Raw genomic sequence first — 25,802 nt, forward strand, 5'->3', positions numbered from 1 at the left:
TGTTTACACCTCCTTCGGTGTAGATCGTCGGGACATGGACTCGGACCACTGGGGAGGTCCGAGGAACGGGAGGGCGACCGGCGCGTCGTGCAGCGCCGCACCCAGGGCCAGCAGTACGCCGGCCGATCCGGTCGCCAGGTCCATCGAGAGACGGAGCAGCTGGTTGCCCGGGTACGCGAGGCCGCCTTCGAACGGCATCGCGTGCCAGCCGAGACCGTGCACGAGGTCGTCGACCGTCGCCTGGTCCTCGCCGAGTGCTGCGGCGGTGAGGAGCAGGCCGGCGCGACCCATGAACAGGCCGGGCTGGACGTAGTAATCGCAGTGCGTCACTCGCTTCAGCTCGCTGAGCGTGGCCGCGAGCTCTTCGGACGGACGGTGGCGCAGGTACCGCTCGAGGACGAGCGCGACGCCGGCCGAGCCTTCTTCGAGGTACGGCAGGGTCCGCCAGCCCTGGTTGACCTGACGCATCCCGTCATCGGTGAGCACGGTCCGCTTGAGGTCCTGCCGGATCGCGATCTCGGCGAGGTCCAGCAGACCGGTGTCGCCGAGCTGCTCGAACGCGTTGAGGAACAGCAACGCCGGCCCGGAGGATCCGTACATCAGCCCGGCCCGCGCGTGCTGCCCGCCGCTGATCTCCGGTACGTCGACCTGCAGCCGATCGGCAACCAGATCGAGCACACGGACGGCCTTGGCGCGGAGCGTCGGCTCGGTGTCGAAGTACAGGAGGTTGAGACCGATGCCGGCCAGGCCGGAGTGCAGGCCGAGCTCGCGGGAGCTCCAGTCGTCGGCGAGCGTACGGTCGACCAGGTCGAGCGCGTCCTGCCGATAACCGAGGTCGTCGAGGACATGCGCGACGCCATGCAGACCGTCGTAGAGGCCCGGTCCGGTGGCGGTGTCGATGGCGCGCTTGCGCAGCCATTCGTCGTACTGCGGGAACCGGGCGCCGGTCTTGCTCAGCGCGTAGAGCACGCCGGCCGCGCCGGTCGCGAGGTCGATGCCGCCGCCGTCGCGGAACTGCGCGATGTCGCCGGGGAACAGCCGGTCGGTGCGTTCGGGTGTCGCGCTGGCGACGATGGCTTTGGTGAGCGCGTCGCGTACGTCGGTCCACTCGGCCTCGCCTGGCAGCGCCAGGTCGACCATCGCCGGGTCGTGCGTCTTGCCCGGGCCGACGATGGTCTTGACGGCGTCGTCGAGCGTGGCGCGCGGCACCGGGAAGGTGTCGGCGATCATGTCGGCGAGCTGGAACGCCTTGCCGGGATGGAGATTGAGTAGGATTGTTGCCTGCGGCGCATAAACCCCGAGCGCGATACAGGCCAGTGCGTACCGGTCGACGTCGATGCCTTGCCGGTCCTGAGGAGCGGCGTACCCGGGATGGGCCAGCGTCGAACGGGCCTGGTCCTCGACCTTGGTCGCGACCTCGAAGTCGATCAGGGTCAGCTTGCCGTCGGCGTCGAGCAGCAGGTTGTCCGGGTGCAGGTCGCAGAACACGACACCGCGCTCGTGCAGCTGACCGACGGCCTGGCCGACCTTGGCGATCATCGCGGTCGCCCATTCGGCGTACTCCGCCTTGTCCGCCTCGGTCGCATCCGGGTGGGTCAGCGGATACCGCCGTACCAGCTCGCGTTGCAGCGACACCGAGTCGATGTGCTCCTGCACGAGGAAGTGATGCTCGCCCAGCTGCAGGTAGTCGTGCGTCTTCGGTACGGCGTCGAGGCCGTCGAGTTGCTCGAGGATGTCGCGCTCGTGGGCGATCCGCGCGACCGCGTCCCGTCCGGCCATGTCGAGACCGGCGTACGGACGACCTTCCTTGAGTACGACGACGGCGCCCGTCTCGTTGTGGTGGCCGACGTACACCCCGCCGCCGTTGGAGAACTGGATGACGCCGTCGACCGAGTACGCGATGTCGTTGGTAGTGACCGCGTTGCGCGCGTCGAGGTGCGGCTGGAGGAAGTCCGGCAGCGGGATCCACGGCGGGGTGACGAAGGTCGGGCCGCGGTGGTCCGGGACAAGGTTGCCCTGGGCATCTTCGATGGCGAGAACGCGTTCGCCGGTCGGGGAGAGGCAGTGCCGGCTGACGAATGCGCCGTACCGGACGAAGAGCGGACCTTGCGCGTAGCGCAGATCGCTCAGGATATAGGGGCCCTCGACGCCGGCGAGGATCTCGTTGAGCTCCTTGAGCACGAGCTCGAGTTGCGCGTCGTCGGTCGGGTAGATCGTCACCAGCTTGCCGCTCGACCCGCGGGGAGCAGCCTTCGAGTTGACTATCACCAGGACGGCTTCGTTACGCAGGAACTTGAACGCGATGCCGCGCGGGACGCAGTACTCCCACACCGCCTCGAGCGTCCGCTGCACATCCTGCAACCGTGCCGACACGTGGATCTTCCAGCCCTGCTTGGGCAGACGGAGGCCCTCGGGGGCGTAGTGCATCCACTGCTCACCCGGCACATGCCGCCATCCGTCCGGAACCGCCCTGTTGGCGATGGCAAAATCCGGATGCTGAGCACCACGATTGGCCGGCGTCTCGTAGAACCGCCGATCCGCAAGGCAGTAGAACTCGTAACTCTCATGCATGACTGTCCGACCCCCTTTCGTGGCGCCCCGCCACATCTTGGGCGCCGCCGTAGGGCTCGGCGTAGTGCACGATGTCATCACTCTCGTGTGAAGAACCCACACACTACAAGTGAGTAACTAAACACTCTTCGTTACCGTACTGCGCATCCTGAGCGCGAATCCCCCCGTAACAACATGTCAATCCACGACAACCCCATCACGGCCCGTAACCTCCTCGGACCTCCCTCGTGGGACTACACCGGATAGGTGTGGACCTCGGTTGCCTTGAGGGTGGCTTGGAGGGTTTGGCCGGGGGAGAGGTGGAGGTCGGCTACGGCTGCGGGGGTTATGTCGGCCAGCAGGTCGGCTGGGCCGGTGGGGGAGGCGTTGAGGCGGACGCGGACGGTGTGGGCGTGTTGTTCTATGCCGGTTACTACTGCGGGCCAGGTGTTGCGGGGGCTGCCGCCTGGCGCGGTCGGGTACAGGCTGACTGCGGTCGGTGGGAAGGCGACGTGGACCGGGCCCGTGGCTGGTTCGGCGAGGGTGATGGTGGCGCCTTCGGGGAGGGTGACGGTGGTGTTGGTGGCGGTGCCTCGGTAGAGGTTCAGGCCTACTAGTTGGGCTACGTAGTTGGTGCGGGGGCGGTGGGCTACCTCGGTGGGTTTGCCTTCTTGGACTACCTGGCCGTTTTCGATGATGACCAGGCGGTCGGCCAGGACCATGGCGTCGAGAGGGTCGTGTGTGACGAGCAGGGTGCGGCCCTCGAAGCGGTGGAGGTGTTGGCCTAGTTCGGCTCGGACGTGGAGGGTGGTGCTGGCGTCGAGGGCGGCGAGCGGTTCGTCCAGGAGCAGTAGCTCGGGGTCTGTGGCCAGTGCGCGGGCCAGGGCTACGCGTTGGGCCTGGCCGCCGGACAGAGCGCGGGGCCTCGTGCGGGCGTACTCCGACAGCCCGACGGTCTCCAGCCAGCGGGCGGCCTCTGAGCGGGCGGTCTGTTTCTCCACTCCACGTGCTCGGAGGCCGAACGCAACGTTCTCCAGGCAGCTGAGGTGGTTGAAGAGGAGGTAGTCCTGGAAGACCACGCCGATCGGCCGGCGGTCGGGTGAGCGGAAGGTGCGCGGCGGCTCGTCCCAGACCGAGGAGTCCAGGGCGATACGTCCGCCGTCCAGCGCGAGCAGTCCGGCGATCGCCCGGAGCGCGGTGGTCTTGCCGGCGCCGTTCGGGCCGAGGAGTGCGACCACCTCGCCCGGCTCGACAGTCAGGTCCAGCGACAACGCGAACGCACCACGCGTCACCTGCAGGTCGGCGTACAGAGTCATTGCAGCCCACTGATCCAGCGCTCGCGCAGAGACGCCAGTACGACGACGGAGACCAACAGCAGCACCAGACTCAGTACGACGGCCACATCCGGATCGGTCTCCAATGCCAGATACACCGCCAGCGGCATAGTCGTCGTACGGCCAGGGAAGTTGCCTGCAAACGTGATGGTGGCGCCGAACTCGCCCAGTGCGCGCGCCCAGCACAGCACAGTCCCCGCAACGATCCCAGGAGCGATGGACGGCAGCGTGACTCGGCGGAACGTAGTCCAGCGTCCTGCACCGAGAGTCGCGGCGGCCTCCTCGTACCGCGGGTCGGCCGCACGCAGCGCACCCTCCACGGAGATCACCAGGAACGGCATAGCCACAAAGGCCTCCGCGACGATCACGCCGGCAGTTGTGAACGGCAAGGAGATCCCGAACCACGAGTCGAGGTACTGGCCGACCAGACCGCGCCGCCCGAGCACCAGCAGCAGCGCAACCCCACCAACCACCGGCGGCAGCACCAGAGGCACCGTCACAAACGCGCGGATCACGCTACGCCCCGGCAGTCCACCCCGCGCCAGCAACCACGCCAACGGAACGCCCAGCACCAGACAGACCGCAGTGGCAGACGTAGCGCACACCAGCGACAACCTCAGCGCCTGCCAGACGTCCGCACTGTGCAGCTTGGCCGGCAGCGTCGACCAAGGCGCCTTCGCGAGCAGGCCAATCAGCGGGATCAGCAGGAACGCGAGCCCGATCAGAGCAGGCAGCAGGAGCACGAGGGGCAGGCGCCCGCTCGTACTCCTGCCACGACGACTCACGGTGCGGAGAAGCCCGCTGCGCTCAGGACTGCCTTGCCCTTGTCGGACAGAACGTGGTCGACGAACGCCTGGGCGCCGGCCGCGTTCGGAGCCTTGGTCAGCGTGGCGATCGGGTACTCGTTGACGGCCTTGCTCGCTTCAGGAAACTCGATGCCCTCGACCTTGTCCTTCGCGGACAGTACGTCGGTCTTGTAGACCAGCGCGGCGTCGACCTCGCCGAGCCCGACCTTGGTCAGTGCGGCCTTCACGTCCTGCTCGAGGCTGTCCGGCTGCGGGGTGATACCCGTTGCCTTGAACACCTTGTCGGCCGCCGCGCCACAGGGGACCTGGACGGCGCACAGCGCGATCTTCTTGTTCTTGTCGCCGAAGTCCTTGAGTCCGGTGATCTTGCCCGGGTTCCCCTTCGGTACGGCGATCTCGAGCGTGTTGCTGACGAAGTTCGTCGCGGTGCCCTTGTCCTTCACGTCGTCCATGTTCTTCGGCGCCGCCGAAGCGAATACGTCCGCGGGCGCACCCTCGTTGATCTGCTTGGCGAGCGCGGAGCTGCCGGCGAAGTTGAAGGTCACCTTCGTGCCCGGGTTCGCGGCCTCGAAGTCCTTGCCCAGCTGGGTGAACGTCCCGGTCAGCGAGGCGGCGGCGAACACGTTGATGGTGCCGGACACGGCCGGCGTACTGCTGCTGCTCGAACTGCTCGAAGGCGAGGACGACGCGGCCGGGCTGTCGTCGCCGCAGCCGGCCATGGTGAGCGCGGCGACTGTGGCAAGGGCGGCGAGCGCGGTACGACGGAACATCAGGCCTCCGGTATCTCTACGACGACATGAGTGGACTTGATCGACGCGACGGCCACCACGCCAGGCTCCAGCCCGAGCTCGTCCGCGGCCTCACGACTCATCAGCGACACGACGCGGAACGGCCCGGCCTGCATCTCGACCTGGGCCATCACGCCGTCCTTCAGCACGCGGGTGACGATCCCCCGCATCCGGTTGCGCGCCGAGGCGGCGGTCGTGTGGCCGGGCTCCGGGGAGTCGGCCATCTTCTGGGCGAACGCGGCGAGCGCTTGCCCGTCAACGGCCATCCGGCCGTTCTCCTGCTTCGACGGCAACCGCCCCTGATCGATCCAGCGACGAACCGTGTCGTCACTGACCCCCAGAAGCGCGGCTGCCTCACTTACCCGCAAGTTCGGCACGGTAGACAGCATACTGCCGCACCTGCGGATTGATGCCAGATTTTCCACATTGACGTCCTCCTCGCCGCGGGCGCCGAGGATGTTCGCCGGGCTACCTCAGGGAGCCGAGCGATGGTTCACGCTTCGCAGAGAGCACTCCTTCGCTCTCTCGACGTGCACTGACCGCCCGTCCGGCGGCGATGTTGACAGCTGCATTGATGTCGGCGTGATCGCGGTGGCCGCACGACGTGCACCGAAACGCTTGGCTCTCGCGGTTCTCGGGTGTGCAGTGGCCGCAGCGGGAACACGTTTGGCTGGTGTAGGCGGGGTTGACCTTCTCGACTCGACCGCCGGCTTTGTCCTCAAGGCGCCGGACCAGCAGTCCCCAGGCGCTGGCCAGGATCTCTCGGTTCAGACCTGCCTTGGCTCGGCGCTTGTTCGGCAAGAAGACCCCGCGCCTCAGCGGATCTGGTTTCGGACGTGGCCGCCGCGTCAGTTGCGCGACTTTGAGATCCTCGACGCGGATGACATCGAAACGGCGCGCGAGCTGGGTCGAGAGCTTCTCGACCCAGTCTTTCCGCCGGTCCGTGGCCCGGGCGTGCAGCTTCGCAATCGCTGTTCGTACACGTCTCCTGCGGTTCGAGCCCGGTTCGGCTCGGGCAAGCCGGCGCTGGAGGTGCGTCAGGTGGCGGCTCTCGGATGTCGAAAGCTTGGGACAGCTCAGGAGTTCTCCGGTTGACAGCGCCGCGGACACGGTCACGCCTCGGTCCACTCCGACGACGGCGCCTGTATTCGGCGGTGGGATCGTGGGTGGAACGGCGGCGAACGCAATGTGCCAACGTCCCGCTCGGTCACGATTGATCCGGTATGACTTGGCCCTCGGAAGCGACCGGCTGAGCCGGAAGCGGACCCAGCCGACCTTCGGGATCAGAACGCGTGCCGCCTTGCCGCTCAGCTGTTCGACGCGGCCGGCCTGCGGCCCGACGATGCGAAACCCTTCATGGCGCCCGGCCGTCCGCCAGGTGGGTCGGCCATGGGTGCCGGCAAAGTAGTTCCGGCACGCCTGGTCGAAGTCGCGCAACGCCTGCTGCTGAACGGTCGACGAACCTGCGCGCAGCCAGTCGAAAGCTCCGCGCGCTTCGGCCAGTTGCCGAGTCTGTTCCACGAATCTCGGCGTCGGCCCCAGATCTCGCCGCCACATCGACCATTGCTCGTTTGCCAGGTTCCAGATGTATCGCGCATGAGCGCAGTGAAGCAGCAGGCCGGCTGCCTGCGCCGACGTCGGATACATGCGATAGCGCGACACGGTGATCAGGTAACCGCACGCCATGGACGGTTTCACGAACGGTGCGACGCGGTTCGCCTTTCCTCGACTCCGGAGGTTCCCGACCTATCGTTTGGGGATGACATCGGGGATGCGGGACTACTTGGACGGGCCGCACAAGGCGGCGCGGGATGTTGTGCGGGGGCGGTTGGCCGCGCACGCGGAATTGGCGGATCTGGCGGTGCGGTTGCCGCGGGACGAGTATCGCGACAAGGTGCTCGAGCTGTTGCTGGAGTCGGCTGCGGACGGGCTGCCTGCACGTGGGTATCCGAAGGAGTACGGCGGTGAGGGTGATCTCGGCGGGTTCATCGCGGGGTTCGAGACGCTTGCCTTCGGTGACCTGTCGGTGATGGTGAAGGCGGGAGTGCAGTTCGGGCTGTTCGCCGGCGCGATCCTGCATCTCGGGACGGAGAAGCACCACGAGCGCTACCTGGCGGATGCGGTCAGCGGGCGGTTGCTCGGTTGCTTCGCGATGACGGAGACCGGCCACGGGTCGAACGTGCAGGCGCTCGGCACGACGGCGACGTACGACGAAGCGACGGGAGAGTTCGTCGTTCACACACCGACGGAGGAGGCGCGGAAGGATTACATAGGTAACGCGGCGCGGCATGGGCGGATGGCGGCGGTGTTCGCGCAGCTTGTCGTTGGTGGTGAGAGACATGGCGTGCACTGCCTGCTGGTGCCGATCCGGGCCGAGGACGGTACGGCGCTGCCGGGCGTGACGCTGTCGGACTGCGGACCCAAGCTCGGGCTGAACGGCGTCGACAACGGGCGGATCGTGTTCGACCAGGTCCGGGTGCCGCGCGATGCCCTGCTGAACCGCTATGCCCAGGTTGATGCCGACGGCAACTACACGAGCGCGATCGAGAACCCGGACCGGCGATTCTTCACCATGCTCGGGACGCTCGTACAGGGACGCGTGTCCGTGGGCGGTGCGGCGATCAACGCGAGCAAGGTGGCACTGACGATCGCGATCAGGTACGGCGATCAGCGGCGTCAGTTCGGCGCTCCGGGCAGTGCCGAGGAGACGGTCCTGCTCGACTACCGGATGCACCAGCGGCGACTGTTGCCGTTGCTCGCCCGGACGTACGCGTTGCACTTCGCTCAGGCCGAGCTGGTCGAGCAGTTCGCACGGGTGTTCAACGACGATCGCGACGAGCACGACCGGCGAGCGCTGGAGGCGCAGGCGGCCGGGACGAAGGCTCTCGGGACATGGCACGCGACCGAGACCATCCAGATGTGCCGCGAGGCATGTGGTGGCGCCGGATACCTGGCGGAGAACCGGCTGGCCACGTTGAAGGCCGACACCGATGTGTTCACCACCTTCGAGGGTGACAACACCGTCCTGCTGCAGCTTGTGGCGAAGGGTTTGCTGACGGACTACCGCGAGTCGTTCGGCAAGCTCGACCCACTCAGCACGGCGCGGTTCGTCGCGGCGCAGGCGGTGGAGATCGCGGTCGAGAAGGCTGCGCTGCGACCGGTGATCGAGCGGCTGCGGGACGTCGTACCGAATCGGAGTGATGCGGCGGATCCGGATGCGGGGTTGCGGGACGATGCGTACCACTCGGGTCTGTTGCGGTTCCGCGAGGAGCACATGTTGTCCGGGGTGGCGCGGCGCTTGAAGGCCGGGATCGATGCGGGAGATGAGCCGTTCGACGTGTTCAACCGGTGCCAGGACCACGTGATCGCGGCCGGGCGGGCGCATGTCGACCGCGTCGTCCTGGAGGCGTTCCAGGCGGCGGTGCAGGATGCGCCGGAGGAGCTCCGGCCGCGGCTGCATGACCTGTACGACCTGCATGCGCTGGCAACGATCGAGGCAGAGCGCGCGTGGTACCTCGAGCACGGGCGGCTGTCGGCGGGGCGTTCGAAGGCGATCACCGCGCTGGTGAACGAATTGTGCGCGGCCCTCCGGCCCGCGGCGGTGGAGCTCGTCGACGCGTTCGGAGTACCGGGCTCAGCAGTGGAGGTGCCGATGGTTGTACCGTCGCAGCATGAGTGAGTCGATCGAACCCGCGTCGGCTGCCGAGGCCGCCCGCGAACTCGCCCGGGTACTGCTTGAGCAAGCCGATGCTCTGGACCTGCACGACCTGCGGGCCACCGGCGCGATCGAGAACGTCCGGGTCCAGGCCCGGGCGCTCGCGGACGCTGTCCACGAACGAGGCTGGGGCGACATCTTCCTCGGGATCGACTCGTACGACCCCGACGAGCTGGACGACCTGCCCCTGGGGCCGGACGACTTCGACGATCCGGCGGACTACCGGGAGATCGTCGAGGGCGGTGGTCTGGACGACCTCGAGGAGCTCGGGGAGCCGCTGCTGCCCGAGGACGGCGTCCGGCTCAGCTACCAGGCGCGCTACGACTACGTGGTGACCGACCCGGAGGCCTTCGTGCAGTACGTGCGGAGCCGCGCGGACGAGGCGCAGAACGACGAAGTGATCGACGACATCGAGGATGCGCAGTCGGCGTTCGAGCTGCTCTGCTACCTGGACGGGCTGGGCTCGAAGGAGTACGAGTCGTTCGGGCTGATCCCGGGCGGCGGCGAGGAATCGCACAAGGTGGTCGAGTTCTCCCTCTGGGACCTGGACCCGACCCGGCGCGACGACACCTACCCCTACTAGAAAGCTCCCGGGAATGGAACTTCCTCGCTGTACTGGTCCCCAGCAGCACCAGTACGGCGAGGAAGTCTCCACATAGAAACGCCGACCGTGCCGGACGTTGGTCGCCACCTCACTGGCGACCAACGCCCGACCGGCACGGCCGGCGTCCTGCTGTTGCCCCGAGAGGGCAAGTGGCCCGAAGGAGGGTGGGCCCGAAGCTCATTCCGAGGCCGGCAGGGGAGGTACAGTCCGGTCGCGGACGGGAGTTCGTCGGGAACCACCTGGACCCGGTGCCGGCGACCCGTCCGTCGCCGACAAGAGAACGTTGTCACGGGCCTGCTACTACCGGGAATCATCCGGTTCAAACATTTGCATTGCCTTTGAAGTAGGCAACGCTCAGTGAAACTTCCCTCACTTTCCGTGCAGATGTTGCCTTCTGCAACAACTAACCACTCGTCAAGACACTCACCGACGCAGCTGGGTGAGGACGGCGAGCACGCGGCGGTGGGTGTCCGGCGCCTCGTCGATGCGGAGCTTCTGGAAGATGCTGCGCATATGGCTCTCGACCGTCCGCTCGGCGAGGACGAGGTGCGCGGCGATCGCACTGTTCGAGCGCCCTTCAGCCACCAGCGCGAGCACCTCACGCTCTCGCGCCGACAACGCGGCCACCGGATCGTCGATACGCGTCGGCGTCACCAGCGCGGCGACAATCGCAGGGTCGAGCGCGGAGCCGCCGTCCACCACCCGGCGCATCGCGTCGAGGAAGTCCCCGACGCGGAGTACCCGATCCTTCAGCAGATAGCCGAACCCGCCGGTGCCGACCAGCCCGACCACGTGACGCGTCTCGATGTGCTGCGACAGCATGAGGATCGGCCGCGCCGGCGACTCCGCCCGCAGGATCACGGCCGCCCGTGCGCCGTCGTCGGTCATCGTCGGCGGCATCCGTACGTCGATGATGGTCAGATCGGGATCGACCGCGCGCACCACGTCGACCAGTTCGTCCGCGGCGTCCGCCGTACCGACCACGTCGTGGCCGTTCTCGGTGAGCAGGCGGCTCAAACCCTCACGAAACAAGGCGGAATCCTCGCCGATCACGATGCGCATGGGATCTCCACCGTGATCGAGGTTCCGGCGCCGGGCGGACTGTCCACGGTGAACTCTCCGCCAACCGAGGCGACTCGGTCTCGCAATGACGTCAGCCCGAACCCTTCCTTCGCCCCGCCCACACCGTCGTCGCGCACCACCGCGCGCAGTACCTGATCCGACAGCCCGACCGAGATCGAGATCCGGGTCGCCCGCGCGTGCTTGAGCGCGTTGGCGATCGCCTCACCGACAGTGAAGTAGACGGTTGTGGCGGCGCCCTCGCCGACCTCCAGCTCAGGTACGACGAGGTCGACCGGCAGCGTGCTGTCCGCGACCAGGTGTCGCAGCGCCACCGCGAGACCGTCATCGAGCCGACTCGGCCGCACCCCGTGCGCGATCCGCCGCAGCTCCGCGACGGTCTCCTCCAGCGTCTCGACTACCTCATCGAGCTCGCGGTACGCCGGTAGGCCGGGCTCGAGCTGGTACTGCACGGACCGTAGCCGCATCCCGATCGCGATCAACTGCTGCTGGGCGCCGTCGTGCAAGTCACGCTCCAGGCGATGCCGCTCAGCGTTCACCTCGTCCATCAATCGAGCTCGACTGGTCCGAACCTCAGTCAGTGCCTCCCGGAGCTCGAGCTGCAGTCGACTCACCTCGATCGGCAGGCGCGCTTCGACGACTGCTTCCCGAGCGCGCCGGACTCGACGCGCAGACGTCGTACCGAGGACCAGGGCACCGACCACGGAATCGCCGGTCTGCAACGGGATCGCGCCGGCGGGCGGTTCGAGCTCGGAGCCGGGTCGTCGCAGCAGGACCTGCAGGCCGGGGTCGTCGAGGGCGGAGCGCAGTACGGCCTCGATCTGTTCCGGCTCGGCCTCGCCGTCGCGCACTCGCCGTACGAAGTCGCGGATCCGGGCCAGCGCGACCGTGCGATCCGGATCGACCAACCGGCCCACTGTGCGATGGATCCAGTGGTAGACAGGAAGCAGGACCAGCGCGGTCACAAAGGCGGCCGTCGTAACGCCGACCCGGTCGGGGAAGAACCCGCCGGTCACGACGACCACCGCTGCGAACACGCCCGCCGAGATCAGCGTCGTGACGAGCCAGCTCACGGTCGCGCCGAGCAGCCGATCTATGTCGAACAGGTCGTGGCGCAGGATCGCGACCGTGATCGCGCCCGGGACCAGCACCAGCATCGCGATCAGGAACCAGGTGTACGCCAAGCTGCCGGGCGCGCCCAGTGCGGTCGCCAACCAGCTCAGACCCAGCAGGATCGGTACGGCGACGGCCGCGGCCATCAGCCAGCGCAGCCGCTGCCGGGTGAGCGGATCGCCACGTCGATAGCGCACAACGAGGCTGGACGCGGCCGCGAGCAACGTGGCCAGGAAGGCAGCGAAGGCGATGACGATCAGGACTGCGTGCGCTGGCGTGGTGCCGGTTCGCACGGCGTCCTCGCGGGAGACGACGAAGTTCACCAGCGCCGCCGAAACCGGCATCGCCGCCCAGATCCATCGCCACAGCCGACCGGGGAGCAGGCCATCGGGGAACAGCAGGACCAACGTGACAAACCCGAGGAAGAGCCACGGCCAGGCGCCGACCGCGACCTTGTCGACAACGGATGCCCCCGGCCACGGACTCGAGGTCCGCGCCGACGAGCCCCAGTCCTCGACGGTGAAGACGAGCGCGGGGACGGTCGCGGTCAGCGCCAAAGCCGGGCCGATCGGACTCGCCGGAGCACGTACGACGACCAGCCAACCCAGCAGCAAGGCAGGGAGCAGCAGCGCGGTCGTGATCGGCCAGTCGGCCGGCTGCCCGATCGACCACGGGCCGTAGGCGAGCACCGCGCGTACGACGGCGGCCGCGACGAACAGGACCGTCGCGGCAGCGACCGAACGCCGACGCCGGGGCACATCCACATGATGACCGCGGACGGCCGCCCGCGCACCAGTGCCAGCACGTAGCGGCTGTCCACAGGCAAGATCCGGCGACAGCACCGATGCGGTACACCCACCGAGAAGGCGACCGTGAAGGAGTCAGCTACTCGAGGAGGGGACTCCGATGATTGCCATCGCCACCGTTCTGTTCGCCTTTCCGCTCGGATTCTTCCTGCGGAACCGCCTGTCCGCGTACGTCGCGTACATCGCGATCTTCGCCTACTGCTTCACGTTCCAGACGCTCTACCTGCTGAGGGCGTGGGTCGGCGACAGCCATCAGGCCTTCCCGGCCGACCCGGAGACGTTGCCGCTCGGCTACCTCGGTGTCACCGCGGGGATCTACGCCGCGGGCTTCGTCCTCGTCACCGTTGGTCACCGGGTCGGGGCCAAGCGGCGTTCACGCGCCGTCGACCTCGACCCGGTGACGTGATCAGGCGAGCTCGAGAGACGGGCGGGCCGGGACCTCGCCGTACGTCGTGGTGCGCTGCCGGGCCGGGCGCCCGGCAGCGGTCGCCATTGCGGTGAGTTCGGCGATCGACTTGCGGCTGCCGTGCTTGGAGCCGGCCATCCGGCTGATGGTCTCCTCCATCAGCGTGCCGCCGATGTCGTTGACGCCGCCGTTCAGTACGGCGACGCAGCCGTCGACGCCGAGCTTCACCCACGAGCACTGGATGTTGTCGATCCGCCCGTGCAGCATGATCCGCGCCATCGCGTGTACCGCGCGGTTCTCGTCGTACGTCGGACCCGGGCGCGCGACCCCGGCCAGGTAGATCGGCGAGTTCTGGTGGATGAACGGCAGCAGGACGAACTCGGTGAACCCACCCGTCTGATCCTGGACGGCGGCGATCGTGCGCAGGTGCTGGACCCAGTGGTGCGGTGCGTCGACATGGCCGTACATCATCGTCGAGCTGGACGGCAGGCCGACCTTGTGCGCCGTACTGATCACCTCGATCCAGCTTGCCGTGGGCAACTTTCCCTTGGTGAGGATCCAGCGCACGTCGTCGTCGAGGATCTCGGCGGCGGTACCGGGGATGCTGTCCAGGCCGGCCTCCTTCACCGAGATCAGGAACTCCTCGATCGACAGACCGGTGCGGACCGAGCCGTTCACGATCTCCATCGGGGAGTACGCGTGGACGTGCATCTCCGGCACGCGATCCTTGACCGCGCGGACGAGATCGGCGTACGCCGTACCCGGGAGGTCCGGGTGGATGCCGCCCTGCATGCAGACCTCGGTCGCGCCGATGACCCAGGCCTCCTCGGCGCGCTGGCCGACCTCGTCCATCGAGAGGGAGTAGGCGTCGGCATCGGTGCGGCGCTGGGCGAACGCGCAGAACCGGCAGCCGGTGTAGCAGACGTTGGTGAAGTTGATGTTCCGGTTCACCACATAGGTGACGTCGTCGCCGACCGTTGCCTTACGCAAGTTGTCGGCGATCTGCGCAAGCTCGTCGAGCGCAGGCCCGGTCACGGTCATCAACGTCAGCGCCTGGGCGTCGGAGAGCCCGGCCGGGTCACGCTCAGCGGCGGCCAAGGCCGCCTTCACGTCGGCCGAGATCCGCTCGGGGGAGCTGGCGTCGGGAGCGGTCGGCCCGCCGGCCGATGTCCCGGCCACGCCGCCCACGCCGCCCACGCCGCCCACGCCGCCCACGCCTGCCGCGCCTGCCGCGCCTGCCGCGCCTGCCGCGGCTGCTTCAGCGGCCGCTGCTTCTGCGGCTCGCCGGGCTGCGACGTCCTCGCGCAGTACGTCCCAGTCGCCGTACGCCGCGTCGAAGTCCGAGCGGGTCTCCGTGCGGCGGCCCTCGGTGTCGATCGCCGTGTGGAGGTCGGTGCGGCCGACGCTGTCCCAGCCGCCGTCCGGCTCCTGCCAGGGCAGGCCGACGGGCTTGGCGTCCTCGTTGGCCAGGCCGGTGGCCGGGTCGACCAATGCCTCGACGTGCGAGATCAGCCGCGGGTCCAACCACGGCTCACGCAGGTACTCCGGATGCGCCGTGAGCCGCTCACGCAGTACGAAGCCCGCGTCCGCCGTAACCTTCGCCAGGTCGTCGATCTGGGGCCACGGCCGCTCCGGGTTCACGTGGTCCGGAGTCAGTGGCGACACCCCGCCGAAGTCATCCACGCCGGCGTCGAGCAAAGCGCGGCACTCAGCCAGGTCAACCAGGTTCGGCGGCGCCTGCACCCGCACCCGCGGCCCGAGCACGATCCGCGTGACCGCGATCGCGGCCAGCCACTCGTCCAGCGGTACGTCGGCGTCGTTGCGCATCGCCGTGTCCGGCTTCACCCGGAACCCCTGGATGATGACTTCCTGGATCCCGTTGTACTGCCGCGCAACCTTGCGCAGCGCGAAGATCGAGTCCGCCCGCTCGGGCAGCGTCTCGCCGATCCCGATCAGCAGTCCGGTCGTGAACGGCACGTTCGACCGACCCGCATCCTCCAGCACCCGCAGCCGGATCGCGGGGTCCTTGTCCGGCGACCCGAAGTGCGGCTGCCCCTTCTCCTCGAACAGCCGCCGCGAGGTGGTCTCCAGCATCATCCCCATGCTCGGCGCGACCGGCTTCAACCGCTGCAGGTCCTGCCACGACATCACGCCCGGGTTCAGGTGGGGCAGCAGACCGGTCTCCTCGAGGACCCGGATCGCCATCGCCCGCACGTAGTCCAGCGTGCTGTCGTACCCGGCCTCCTCCAGCCACTGCCGTGCCGCGTCCCACCGGTCCTCGGGCGCATCGCCCAGCGTGAAGAGCGCCTCCTTGCAGCCCAGGGCCCCTCCCTGCCGCGCGATCTCCAGCACCTCGTCCGGCGACAGGTACGGCGCGTGCACGCGACCGGGCGTCGTCGCGAACGTGCAGTAGTGGCAGCGATCCCGGCACAGCCGGGTCAGCGGGATGAAGACCTTCTTCGAGTACGTGACGATGCCGGGCCGGCCGGCGTCGGCCAGGCCCTGGTCGCGAACGCGGGCCGCGGTCGCCATCAGTGCGGTCAGCGCGTCGCCGCTCGCGCCGAGCAGCACCTCCGCCTCCGCCGGGTCGAGGGTCTTGCCGTCGTCCGCACGCTTCAACGCGCGCCGCATCGCAGTACTGAAATCGTTGGCCACGAAATCCGAGCCTAAGACGGGAAAACCGGTCGATCTCGCGATTCCGGGCACCAAAAACAATCCGTACAGACGTCCTGATAGTTTGCTGTTCGTGCAGGTCAGGAGGGTTGTGGACGGCCGACGGCTGCGCGGTGAGCAGCGGCGGAACGAGCTGCTGCGCGCGACGCTGACCGTCATTGAACGCGACGGAGTCGCAGGTGTGAGCCATCGTGCGGTGGCCGCTGCGGCCGATGTCTCGGTCGCTTCGATCACATACCACTTCCCGACGCTGGACGATCTCCTCGTCGCCGCACTCCGCTCGGCCGCGGACGATCTCGCCGTCGAGCTGCACGGTCGGGGCAGCGAGCTGGGCGCACGCCCGGCCGACGAACTGGCGCGGTTGATCGAGCACAGCGTTGTACGGCGGCGTGGCCGGACGCTGGCGCTCTACGAGCTGTACCTGTACGCCGCGCGCCGACCGGAGCTCCGCGAGACGGCCGGCGCGTGGTTGGAGCCGTTGACCGAGATCGCGCGGACGTTCACTGCGGATCCGCAGAAGGCGCGGCTGCTGGTGGCAGCACTGGATGGCTTGCTGATGCAGGCGCTGATAGGTGCGCGTGAGATCGACCAGCAGGACGTGGCTGCGCTGGTGCAGGTGCTGAGGTAGCGCAGGGGCTACCTGTAGCCGGGTGTTCAGGCCAGGGTCTCCGGCTGTGGCAGAAGGTTGGCTGGGGGCATGCTGAGGTTGTCTGTCGGGGCGCTGCGGACCAGGTGGCAGCTGTTCGCCGGTGCGGTGGTTGCTGTTGCACTAGGGGTTGGGCTGGTCCAGTCCGGGTTGCAGATGCTGGCTGCGACGGATCGGCCCGTGCTGCCGGCAGGACTGTCGGCGTACCAGCGGGCCGAGGTGCGGGAGGGGTACGTCGGGGCCGCGACACTGCTGGGGATGTCGGTCATGCTGGCCGTGTTCCTGAGCGTGTTCATCGTCAGTACGACGTTCGGGTTCGTGACGGTGCAGCGGCGGCGGGAGTTCGGGTTGCTGCGACTGGTGGGTGCGCAACGGGGCTATCTGTGCTTGATGGTGGTCACCGAGGCCGGACTGCTCGGGCTGGTGGGCAGCGTGGTCGGTCTGCCGCTCGGAGTGCTGGCGACGTGGGCTCAGTCGTGGCTGCTCGTACGGCTGGGGATGTTGCCGAGCTGGTTCGAGGCGCCGTGGGATCAGGGTGCGGTGTGGGCGGCGATGATCGTCGGCGTCAGTACGGCGCTGGCCGGCGTACTCGCCGCTGCCTGGCGGGCGTCGCGGATCAACGCGCTGGAGGCGGTCGTGGAGGGATCGGCTGCGCGGCGGGTGATGACTGGCTGGCGATGGTTCTGGGGGCTGTCGGCCACGTTCGGCACGGTGGTGCTGGTGATCGCGGCGCAGGCGGCGCGCGATCTCGTTGCGGGGTTGATGATCGGGCTGGTCGTGATGATCAGCGGGTCGGTCGCGTTGAGCCAGCTGAGTCCGGTCGTCGTACCGCTCGTCGGTCGGGTCCCCGCGGTCGTTGTCCGGGGCAACTTGATCGCGGATCTCGCGCGGGCCGGCGTGCTGCACGCGGTACGGCGAAGCGCGGCGACGGCGGCGCCCTTGATCGTGCTGGTCGGGCTGGTCGTCGGATTGTGGGGGACGTTCGGCTCGCTGGCGAAGGCGGTCGGGGTGGAGCAGGAACGGCTGATCACGGCGGACGTTGTCGTTGATCATGCGGTTGCGCCGGGGCCGGGGATCGTGGCGGCGTCGACGCAGACCGCCGTACCGATCGTCGTCACGCGTGGGAAGAACACGGTGTACTCCGAGGCGATCGGGATCGATGCGGCGGCGTACCAGCAGACGCACAAGCTGCGGCCGCGGAAGGGTTCGCTGGATCGGCTGACCGGGCGAACGATCGCGATCGGGCCCGGGATGGCGGTGGAGGGGTACAAACTCGGGTCGATCCTGAAGGTTGCTCTCGGCAACAGGGTGGTCGCGGTGAAGGTCGTTGCGATCATGCCGGAGACGCTGAATGTCAGCGAGAACTTCTTCATCCCGCGGAGCCTGCTGCCGGCGGGTGGGCGGACCGAGACGTTGGTCAAGCTCGCGCCCGGCGCGACGATGGACGGTCAGACCGTGGAGGAGTGGGCGGAGGCGCGCGGTGAGGCGCAGCAGCGGAGCAACTCGGGCCTGTTCGCTGCGCTGATGGGGTTGGCGGGGGTCTTCACGGCCGTCGCGGTGGTCAATGCGGTCGTGATGTCGACGGCTGATCGGCGGCGCGAGTTCGCGCTGGGGCGGATGGCCGGATTGACGCGTGGGCAGGTTGTTGCGATCGCTGTGGTGGAGTCCGCGACGGTTGTGGTGGTCGGCGTACTGCTTGGAGGTTTGGTTGCCGCGGCCGCGATGGCCGGGATTGCGGCGGGTCCTTACGGCCTTGCAGCGTTGGCGATTCCGTGGCGGCTGCTTGGGTTGATCTTCGCGTCGGCCCTGGTGGTTGTCGGTACGGCGGCAGCGCTCACTGCTTATCGCGCGACGTCTCGCCGGCTCGGCACATACTGAGCAGGACGAGGTGGTGGAACGGGCGGATCAAGTTGTAGTAGAACCGACCCGCCGGCCGCAGGAACTGCACGAGGGTGACCACCTTGAACGTGGCCGGGCGCTCGTTGTCGGTGAAGAACGCGAGATACCCGATCAGGTGGTTGTCCGAGATCCTCAGCAGCAGATAGTGGTCCTCTTCGCCGCGCACGACCGTGAAGAACGCGTCCTTCTCGCCCGGCGTGAAGCTGACGGTCTCCGGCCGAATTCGCCGCGAGTCGGGCACGGTTGCCGTCTCGAGGCGCAGTACCGTCGCGACCGCGATCCGGATGGCGAACAATCCCTTGACCCACAACGGGCTGTGGCTCAGCGCGCCCGCGATGAACTCCCGCAGCGTCACGTCGCCCCGCGCGGTCTTCACGTCGATCTCGTCCATGACCGGGATCAGGTCGTCGAGCTCGTGCAGTGTGGTCGGCATCGTTCGCTCCCTCTAATCGATCAGGCGGAGAGTGAGGTCGTAGATCTCGCGCAGATTCGCCCGCTCGATCGGCGGCAAGACCTGCTCGGCCCCGATCAGAATCAGATACAGCAACTGCGCGAACCGATCTGCGTCAACGTCGGCCCCCAGCCCACGACACAGCTCCTTCAGGTACGCCGTCCGCGCCTCGTCCACCCGCTCCTGCGCCGCCCGCACGTCGGGATCCTGCAAAGCCCACGCCCGCACAGCAATCTCCAACGCCGCACTGTCCGGATCCGCCAGCACCAACCGCAACAAATGCTCCAACTTCGCCCGCGGCTTGGCGTTCTCCTGCTGGATGGCGTCGATCAACCGGGTGGTGTACTGCGCCTCGAAGTACTCCATGAGCGCCGTCTTGAACCCGGCGGCACTCCCGAAGTGGTGGTAATACGACCCCTTGGTCACCCCGAGCTGATCCGTCAACCGCTCGATGGTGATCGCCGGCGCCCCCTCGGTCGCCAACAAATCGAGCCCAGCATCCAACCACTCAGTCCGCGTCACCACACGCAGACCATACCATACGGTTTGGTATGGTCGGTCAGGCGTCGGCGACGGTGAGGGCTTCGGCTTCGGTCTCGGAGTGGTTGGTGGGGACTCGTAGGTGGGAGAGGGGCTTCCAGCCGGAGGCCAGGACGCCGACGGCGAGGAGGACGGCGATTGCGCCTACGTAGAAGGGGAGTTGGATGTTGAATTCCTCGCCGAGCTTGCCGGCCAGCCATGGTGCGACGGCGCCGCCGGAGAAGCGGACGAAGGAGTAGGCCGCGGAGGCCGTGCCGCGCTCGACCGGAGCCGCTGACATGACGGCCTCGGTGATCAGGGTGTTGTTGATGCCGAGGAACAGCCCGGCCACGACCACGCCGATCGCCAGGACCGCCTTGTGGTGGGCGAACAGGCCCATCACTGCAAGGTCCGCGCTGAACAGCAGCAGCACGGTCATCGCGACCGGCAGCGTGCCGAACCGGCGCTGCAGTCGCGGCGCCACGAACACCGAGGTGAACGCGAGACATAGACCCCAGCCGAAGAAGATCAGGCCGATCTGCCGCGCCGACATCGCCAGCGGGAACGGGGTGAACGCGAGCAGCGTGAAGAAGCCGAAGTTGTACAGCAGTGCGGTGATCGCCACAGTCGCCAGCGACCGGTGCCGTAATGCCTTCAGCGGCTCGAGGATCGACGTACGGCGGGCTTCCGGCGGCGAGGCGGGTAGCAGGAATGCGGTCGCGGCGAGCGCGATCGTCATCAGTACGGCGACGCCGAAGAACGGGCCGCGCCAGGAGATCGTGCCGAGCTCACCGCCGACGAGCGGGCCGGCCGCGATGCCGACCCCGAGGGCGGCCTCGTACAGGATGATCGCCTCGGCGACCGAACCGGCGGCCGAGTTCACGATCGTGGCGAGGGCGGTCGCGATGAAGAGCGCGTTACCGAGGCCCCAGCCGGCCCGGAAGGCGACGATCATGCCGATGCTGTTGGACGCGCCGGCCAGCGCGCTGAAGACGACGATGATGGCCAGGCCGATCAGCAGGGTGCGCTTGGCGCCGATCCGGCTCGAGACCGCGCCGGTGATCAGCATCGCGACACCGATGACCGCCATGTAACTGGTGAACAGCAGCGAGACCTGGGACGGGCTCGCGTGCAACTGCTCGGCGATCGGCTTGAGGATCGGGTCCACCAGGCCGATGCCCATGAATGCGATCACGCAGGCGAACGCGACCGCCCAGACGGACTTGGGCTGCTTCAGGAACGATGAGTTGCTCACCGGGGCGTGTCCTCCAGAGGTTCGAGGGTGAGGAGTTTGTGGATGACGGCGACCGCGGCCTGCAGTGTGGTGAGGTCCGTCGCGGAGAGTTGGTGAAGCCGGGAGGCCAGGGCGACCCCGGCCTGCCGCCGGGCGCTGTTCAGTTCGGCGAGGCCGGCATCGGTGAGGCTGATCAGGCTGGCGCGGGAGTCGGCCGGGTCGGCCGCGCGGCGGACCGAGCCCTGCTCCTCCAGGCGTTGGACGAGATTGGACATCGTCGGCTGGGAGCACCGGTCGGCCTTGGCCAGCTCACTGATCCGGGCCTGGCCCAGCTCGTCCAGCCGGCCGAGCACGCGCATCGCGGCATGCGGCAGCGTGTTCACGTCCCGGGTCGCCATCCGGGTCAGTCGCGACGACGCGACGACGACATCCTCGCCGAGCCGAGTCAGATCCGTAGCAATCACACTGACAAATATACATAGGAATGCTATGTATATCCACAGGAGTGAACGAGATCACCCCGCAGCCCGAACTCAGGCGACGGCGGGCGCCGCGGCGCGGGCGAAGAGGCGGTCGAACACCGCGACCCGGTCGAACTGCAACGCGTACGCCCGTGCGCGCCGCTCGGCCGCCGCCCGCTGCTCGTGGGTCCAGTCGCACACGACCTCGTCGAGCACGGTCCGCAGCGTGGCCGGGTCGTGCTGCGGCACCAGCAGAGCCGTATCGCCGACGGCCTCGGGTACGCCGCCCGTCGCGCAGGTGATGATCGGCCCGCCGCCGGCGAGGGCCTTCTCGACCAGCGCGATCCCGAACGTCTCCACGAACTCCGGCTGCTCGCGGGTCGGCAGCACGAACGCCGCGCTCCCCGCCATCAGCGCCGGCTTCTCCGCGTCGTCCACGTCGGTCAGCACCCGCACCCGCTCGCCCAAGCCCAAGGCCGCCACCCGCGCCACTACCGCAGCTTCGTGCGGACCGCGCCCGGCCAGGACCAGCGGCATCCGCTCGGCCGACCGTGAGCCGGCGTACGCGTCGATCAGGTCGTCGATGCCCTTCGCCGACGCGATCCGGGACAGGAACAGCACGTACCCGTCCCTCGAAAGGCCCCGTCGGGTAAGGGTTTCGGCGATCCTGTCGTCGGTGAGCGACAGGTAGGTCCAGGAGTCGACGGCCGGGTAGGAGATGGCGATCCGCTCACGGCACCGCTGCGCGAACGTCGTACCGTGCATGTCGTCGAGGGTCGCGGCCGAGGCCACGATCAGGTCCTTGGTGTACTCCGACACCGCCACGCAGTGGTCGGCCGCGAGGTAGACCGACAGGATGTGCGCGGCCGCCCCGAACCTGCCGCTGGACACGCAGTCGCGCACCACGTTGGTGATGTCGGAGCCGACCGCCTCAGCCACTGTGACGACCTGTGCGGGCCCGACCAGGCGCGCCACCTGGACGGCCTCTTGTACGGCGATCGTGTGTGGGCTCAGGTACAGCGACATCGCCACCGTCGGCACTCCGTCGCTGAACAGCTCGATCAGCCGCCCGATCAGCCCGGACAGATAGCGCCCGTCCGGCACCCGGTAGTCGCCAACCGGCGAAGGCCGCTCGACCGTGATGCCCGGGCTGTACGGCAGCACGCGGTCGAGTGGTTTCAGCGGCAGCCCGGCCGCCTCCAGCGCATCCAGCGGCCAGGTGACGATCCGTACGTCGTCGAACCCGCGGGTGAGCGCCACCTCCGCGAGGCACCGCGCCTCACCGGAGTGCCCGCAGATCACCGGGTCGGCGCGGACCACGATGACCAGCCGCCGGTTGGGTGTGGACGGAACGAGTGTGTTGTCAGCGATGTTCATGCCCACCTCCAGTGGTGTGCAGCGGGTCGGATGTTGATGGTGGCCGGATCCGGGAGCCCCAGCGGGACGGCTGCGGGCCGAGCTCGATGTGCAGGTTGCGGATGTGCCGTAGTTCCCGGCCGGAGATCCAGGGGCGTTCGAGGGTCTTGCCGTCCACCGCGACGGACTGGACGTAGGAGACCGGTCCGCCCGCCTCGACCGGTTCGAATCCTGTGGTGGTGATCGACAGTTCGCCGTCCGGCAGCCGGCTGGTGGACTCCGCCACGGCCGGCGCGCTCAGCAGGAACAGGTTCTGCCCGGCCACCGGGAACAGCCCGAGCGTCGCCCACACGTACCAGGCGGACAGCCCGCCGGAGTCGTCGTTCCCTGGCAGCCCGCCCCGGCCGGTGCCGAACTGGTTGGCGACCGCGGCATGCACCACCTCGGCGGTCCGGTCCGGCCGTCCGGCGTAGTGGTAGGACCACGGCGCCTCGTAGTCAGGCTCGTTGTTCAATCCCTCGAACCGGCTCAGGCCGTACCCGACGTTCATCTCGGCCACGCTCGGCGCCACCCCCGGCTGGGTGACCGGACCGGCGTTGTACCCGAAGAAGCGGTCGAGCAGCCCCACGAATGCCGCATCGCCGCCGGCGAGCGCGATCCGGGCGCGCATGTCGTGCAGCAGACGGAAGGAGTAGTTCCACCGGCCGCCCTCGTAGAACGTTGAGTCGCGCAGCAGGCCGGTGTCCGGGTCGTACGCCGCCTGCCAGCCCTGGGCGAGGTCGCCCATCTGCTGCGCCAGCGTCCGGTCGCGTACCTTGCGGGCGATCGCCGCGGTGCAGTGGTAGGCGTACGCCAGATCGAGCGTGTGGCTGATCGGATGCGCCACACCGTGCACCAGGTAGTCCTCGCCGTACGTCCGGCGCAGGTCCATCTCCAGGTGCACCATGGCCCAGTCCCAGTCGATACCGGGAAGATCCAGCTGGCACAGGTCGGCGAAGAAGGTGTGGGCGAGGGCGCTGCCCTGCCGGGAGAACCGGTCGGCACCCTTGGCCATCCGGTAGCCGATCGGCAGATTGCCCTCCTGCTCGCAGATCGACAGCAGCGCCCCGGCCAGCTCTACGGAACGCTGTGGGAACAAGGTGTTCATCAGCGGCAGTTGGGTGCGGTAGATGTCCCACATCGTGCAGATGTCGAACGCGTAGGGACCCTCGGTCGTCCACGACGGGCTCTCGTCCGGGGCGAAGCACGGCTTGACCAGCGAGTGGTAGAGCGCCGTACCGAAAACCGTTGCCTGCTCGTCGGACTCGGCCTTGATCGTCACCTTGCCGAGGTGGTCGCGCCAGGTGGCTGCCGTCTCGTCCCGCCGCCCGTCGAACGTGACCTGGGTACGGCCGACGTCCGCGTGCAGGTTCTCGCGGGCCTTCTCGCACCCGCGCAGCGAGAAACCCAGCCGCACCTCGACGGTCTGCTCGGCCCGCGAGGGACCCATGAACATCAGCCCGAACGGCCGCAGTGTGGTCGGCCGGATGTAGTCGAAGTCGAGGCGGGTACCGCCGGGCATCAGGCGCCGGTCGTACCACAGCAGCTGCCGCCAGCCGGGGGCGTCGACCTCCAGGTGTACGGCGAGCGGCACCCCCTCGACATGGATCTCGCCCTGGGCCACGCCCGGCTCCAGCATCGCCAGGTGGGCCTTCAGCGGCACGGTCCGGCTGTGCGGGATGGCCAGGCCGCCGGTCGAGGCGTCGATGACGATCCGGGCGGCGTCATCCGCCGGGAACGTGTACTGGTGGACGGCCGACTTTGGGCCGACCGTGACCTCGCAGTGCACCCCCGAGCTCAGCGTCGCCGCGTAGTAGCCGGGCTCGGCCACCTCCTCGAGCAGGTCCCAGGTGGTGCCCAGGTCGTCGAGCGGTCCGAGCATCGGCGTGACCCGGAAGTAGTTGTAGTACTTGCGGATGGCGCCGGTGCCGGATTGCTGGAAGTGCGTGAAGCCGGAGGCGACCGGGCGGTCGTACAACAGGTCGGGCACGCCCTCGGTGTTGAAGTCGTACTGCCCGTATCCGGTCGGGTAGGCGCCGGAGTACGGGCAGGCCGACACCATCCCGAACGGGTGCATGGCACCCGGGTGGGTGTTGCCGACCTGGGGTTTTGGCCACCACCAGGTCGCCGCCAGACCCTGAGGCGTTGGCAGATCGGTGGCGCCGGACCCGATGAACGGGTCGACGTGCTCGTACATCGGCTCACCGCCTCGCGCGGCTGTCGTGGACTCTCAAAGTAGGAAGCGCATGTTTCAGCCGCATGACCGAACGAGACGCGCAGGTTACGACCGCGCCGCCGCGATCCGCGCCCCCGGCCGAGGAAGCTGGGGGATACTGGTGATTCCGGCCGCTGGAGGGGGAGGACATGAGCTCGCTCCGGATCGACGCGGAAACCGCGATCATCCTGCGCGAGGCGTTCCACAAGATCCAGGCGCTGGACCGGACCGATCATCACGGGCTGTACGACTACGTCCGCGGCGTGGCGTGCAAGCTCGCCCGCGTCGACACCTTCTACATCGGCTTCCTGCAGGGCTCGAACCGGGTGCGCTTCCCGTACGGGTACGACAGCGGCAAGTTCGACGATCCGGCCACGCACACGTACGGTCCGAACGGCCAGACGGCTTGGTTGATCAAGCATCGCCAGACCTATCGGTTCGCGTACGACAACGGCGACGTGCTGAATGCGGGTGTGCCGTGCGGCGACACGAGCAAGCAGTCGGCCGACGCCGTCACCGTGCCATTGTTCCGCCAGACGGGCGAGCTGGTCGGCATGGTGTCGATGCAGAGCTACGCGCCGGACAGCTACGACGACAACGCGGTACGGGCGTTCGAATGGCTGGCCGAGATGGTCGCCCGGGTGCTGGGCCGTGAGGACGAGGACCGTCAAGCACTGCGGCTGCTCCCGGCCGGCGAGGACACCCCGAACGTGCTCACCTCCGACCACGTCATGGAGTACCTCTCCAACCGGATCGCGTCACTGCGCACGATCGCGGGCGATGCGCTGGACGCCGGAGTGATGGCGGATGCGGTCAGGGATCGTCTGGCCGAGTTGATCCTGACCGCGGAGCAGACGCAGTCCGAGCTGATCGAGATGATGCTGGACGTCGACGAAGGCCCGGAGCGACGCTTCACCAGTCTGACCCGCGCGCAGCAGGGCGTCGCACTCCTGCTGGTCGAGGGCTACGACAACGACCAGCTCGCCACCGAGCTCGGCATCAGCCTGAATACGGTGAAGTCCCACCTCAGCACGATCCTGCGCAAATACGAGCTGGACAGCCGGGCGCAGGTCGCCGACGACGTACGGCGGTATCTCGCTCGGTGAG

Annotated in this window: 21 protein-coding genes; 6 read left to right on the forward strand and 15 right to left on the reverse strand. The window is 68.2% G+C overall.

The window, feature by feature from the left end:
- Window positions 1-3 precede the first annotated feature (3 nt).
- From lanKC to FDA38_RS24700, 6 genes are all read right to left on the reverse strand, one after another.
- Window positions 4-2,571 carry a class III lanthionine synthetase LanKC gene (gene lanKC, locus FDA38_RS24675; RefSeq protein ID WP_137256431.1) on the reverse strand — a complete coding sequence of 856 codons (2,568 nt, stop codon included), beginning with the start codon at window positions 2,569-2,571 and terminating at the stop codon, window positions 4-6.
- Between the two features lie 233 nt (window positions 2,572-2,804).
- Window positions 2,805-3,866 carry an ABC transporter ATP-binding protein gene (locus FDA38_RS24680; protein ID WP_137256432.1) on the reverse strand — a complete coding sequence of 354 codons (1,062 nt, stop codon included), beginning with the start codon at window positions 3,864-3,866 and terminating at the stop codon, window positions 2,805-2,807.
- Entirely contained in the window at window positions 3,863-4,627 is a 765-nt protein-coding gene (gene modB, locus FDA38_RS24685; protein ID WP_233714900.1) for a molybdate ABC transporter permease subunit, read from the reverse strand. The genes FDA38_RS24680 and modB overlap by 4 nt, the downstream gene beginning before the upstream one ends.
- Before the next feature lie 38 nt (window positions 4,628-4,665).
- On the reverse strand, window positions 4,666-5,460 hold the full coding sequence (gene modA / locus FDA38_RS24690) for a molybdate ABC transporter substrate-binding protein (protein ID WP_137256434.1): 795 nt from the start codon (window positions 5,458-5,460) through the stop codon (window positions 4,666-4,668).
- Entirely contained in the window at window positions 5,460-5,855 is a 396-nt protein-coding gene (locus FDA38_RS24695) for a TOBE domain-containing protein (protein ID WP_137256435.1), read from the reverse strand. The genes modA and FDA38_RS24695 overlap by 1 nt, the downstream gene beginning before the upstream one ends.
- Window positions 5,856-5,946: 91 nt before the next feature.
- A complete protein-coding gene (locus FDA38_RS24700) occupies window positions 5,947-7,176 on the reverse strand; it encodes an RNA-guided endonuclease InsQ/TnpB family protein (RefSeq protein ID WP_233714902.1) in 1,230 nt (409 codons plus the stop codon).
- Window positions 7,177-7,237: 61 nt separating this feature from the next.
- Here FDA38_RS24700 and FDA38_RS24705 point away from each other — a divergent pair, with 61 nt between their 5' ends.
- Together FDA38_RS24705 and FDA38_RS24710 are read left to right on the forward strand one after the other, a co-directional pair.
- Complete coding sequence (locus FDA38_RS24705; RefSeq protein ID WP_137256436.1) at window positions 7,238-9,157, forward strand: acyl-CoA dehydrogenase family protein; 1,920 nt, start codon at window positions 7,238-7,240, stop codon at window positions 9,155-9,157.
- Window positions 9,150-9,776, forward strand: coding sequence for a hypothetical protein (locus tag FDA38_RS24710; RefSeq protein ID WP_134109944.1), 627 nt, complete (start codon window positions 9,150-9,152; stop codon window positions 9,774-9,776). Before FDA38_RS24705 ends, FDA38_RS24710 begins: the two co-directional genes overlap by 8 nt.
- A gap of 444 nt (window positions 9,777-10,220) precedes the next feature.
- Here the strand turns inward: FDA38_RS24710 and FDA38_RS24715 are convergent, their stop codons facing one another.
- Entirely contained in the window at window positions 10,221-10,859 is a 639-nt protein-coding gene (locus FDA38_RS24715) for a response regulator transcription factor (RefSeq protein WP_137256437.1), read from the reverse strand.
- On the reverse strand, window positions 10,847-12,748 hold the full coding sequence (locus FDA38_RS24720; protein ID WP_137256438.1) for a sensor histidine kinase: 1,902 nt from the start codon (window positions 12,746-12,748) through the stop codon (window positions 10,847-10,849). Before FDA38_RS24720 ends, FDA38_RS24715 begins: the two co-directional genes overlap by 13 nt.
- 148 nt (window positions 12,749-12,896) lie before the next feature.
- Between FDA38_RS24720 and FDA38_RS24725 the strand changes: the two genes are divergently transcribed.
- Window positions 12,897-13,202, forward strand: a complete 306-nt coding sequence (locus FDA38_RS24725; RefSeq protein WP_137256439.1) for a hypothetical protein — start codon at window positions 12,897-12,899, stop codon at window positions 13,200-13,202.
- On the opposite strand, the gene FDA38_RS24730 is transcribed toward FDA38_RS24725, so the two are convergent.
- The gene (locus FDA38_RS24730; protein ID WP_137256763.1) at window positions 13,203-15,833 is read right to left on the reverse strand and encodes a bifunctional FO biosynthesis protein CofGH; all 2,631 of its coding nucleotides are present in this window, start codon (window positions 15,831-15,833) and stop codon (window positions 13,203-13,205) included. It abuts the gene before it with no gap.
- A gap of 115 nt (window positions 15,834-15,948) precedes the next feature.
- Here FDA38_RS24730 and FDA38_RS24735 point away from each other — a divergent pair, with 115 nt between their 5' ends.
- Both FDA38_RS24735 and FDA38_RS24740 read left to right on the forward strand, forming a co-directional pair.
- On the forward strand, window positions 15,949-16,503 hold the full coding sequence (locus FDA38_RS24735) for a TetR/AcrR family transcriptional regulator (protein ID WP_233714903.1): 555 nt from the start codon (window positions 15,949-15,951) through the stop codon (window positions 16,501-16,503).
- 69 nt (window positions 16,504-16,572) lie between these two features.
- Window positions 16,573-18,399: an ABC transporter permease gene (locus FDA38_RS24740; RefSeq protein WP_137256441.1), complete on the forward strand. Its 1,827-nt coding sequence runs from the start codon at window positions 16,573-16,575 to the stop codon at window positions 18,397-18,399.
- Here FDA38_RS24740 and FDA38_RS24745 read toward each other — a convergent pair.
- From FDA38_RS24745 to FDA38_RS24770, 6 genes are all read right to left on the reverse strand, one after another.
- Entirely contained in the window at window positions 18,356-18,853 is a 498-nt protein-coding gene (locus FDA38_RS24745; RefSeq protein ID WP_137256442.1) for a DUF2867 domain-containing protein, read from the reverse strand. The two genes, FDA38_RS24740 and FDA38_RS24745, sit on opposite strands and share 44 nt — an antisense overlap.
- 12 nt (window positions 18,854-18,865) lie before the next feature.
- Window positions 18,866-19,396: a TetR/AcrR family transcriptional regulator gene (locus FDA38_RS24750; protein WP_202877801.1), complete on the reverse strand. Its 531-nt coding sequence runs from the start codon at window positions 19,394-19,396 to the stop codon at window positions 18,866-18,868.
- 34 nt (window positions 19,397-19,430) lie between these two features.
- Complete coding sequence (locus FDA38_RS24755) at window positions 19,431-20,645, reverse strand: MFS transporter (RefSeq protein WP_233714904.1); 1,215 nt, start codon at window positions 20,643-20,645, stop codon at window positions 19,431-19,433.
- Window positions 20,642-21,088, reverse strand: a complete 447-nt coding sequence (locus FDA38_RS24760; RefSeq protein ID WP_137256444.1) for a MarR family winged helix-turn-helix transcriptional regulator — start codon at window positions 21,086-21,088, stop codon at window positions 20,642-20,644. Before FDA38_RS24760 ends, FDA38_RS24755 begins: the two co-directional genes overlap by 4 nt.
- A gap of 69 nt (window positions 21,089-21,157) precedes the next feature.
- A complete protein-coding gene (locus FDA38_RS24765; RefSeq protein WP_137256445.1) occupies window positions 21,158-22,462 on the reverse strand; it encodes a glycosyltransferase in 1,305 nt (434 codons plus the stop codon).
- Window positions 22,449-24,677 (reverse strand): glycoside hydrolase domain-containing protein, encoded by a 2,229-nt coding sequence (locus FDA38_RS24770; RefSeq protein ID WP_137256446.1) that lies wholly within the window; start codon window positions 24,675-24,677, stop codon window positions 22,449-22,451. Before FDA38_RS24770 ends, FDA38_RS24765 begins: the two co-directional genes overlap by 14 nt.
- A 167-nt stretch (window positions 24,678-24,844) precedes the next feature.
- Between FDA38_RS24770 and FDA38_RS24775 the strand changes: the two genes are divergently transcribed.
- Window positions 24,845-25,801, forward strand: a complete 957-nt coding sequence (locus FDA38_RS24775) for a LuxR C-terminal-related transcriptional regulator (RefSeq protein WP_137256447.1) — start codon at window positions 24,845-24,847, stop codon at window positions 25,799-25,801.
- The last annotated feature ends 1 nt before the right edge of the window (window position 25,802 follow it).

The organism is Kribbella jiaozuonensis, assembly GCF_005233875.1.
GTDB classification, from domain to species: domain Bacteria; phylum Actinomycetota; class Actinomycetes; order Propionibacteriales; family Kribbellaceae; genus Kribbella; species Kribbella jiaozuonensis.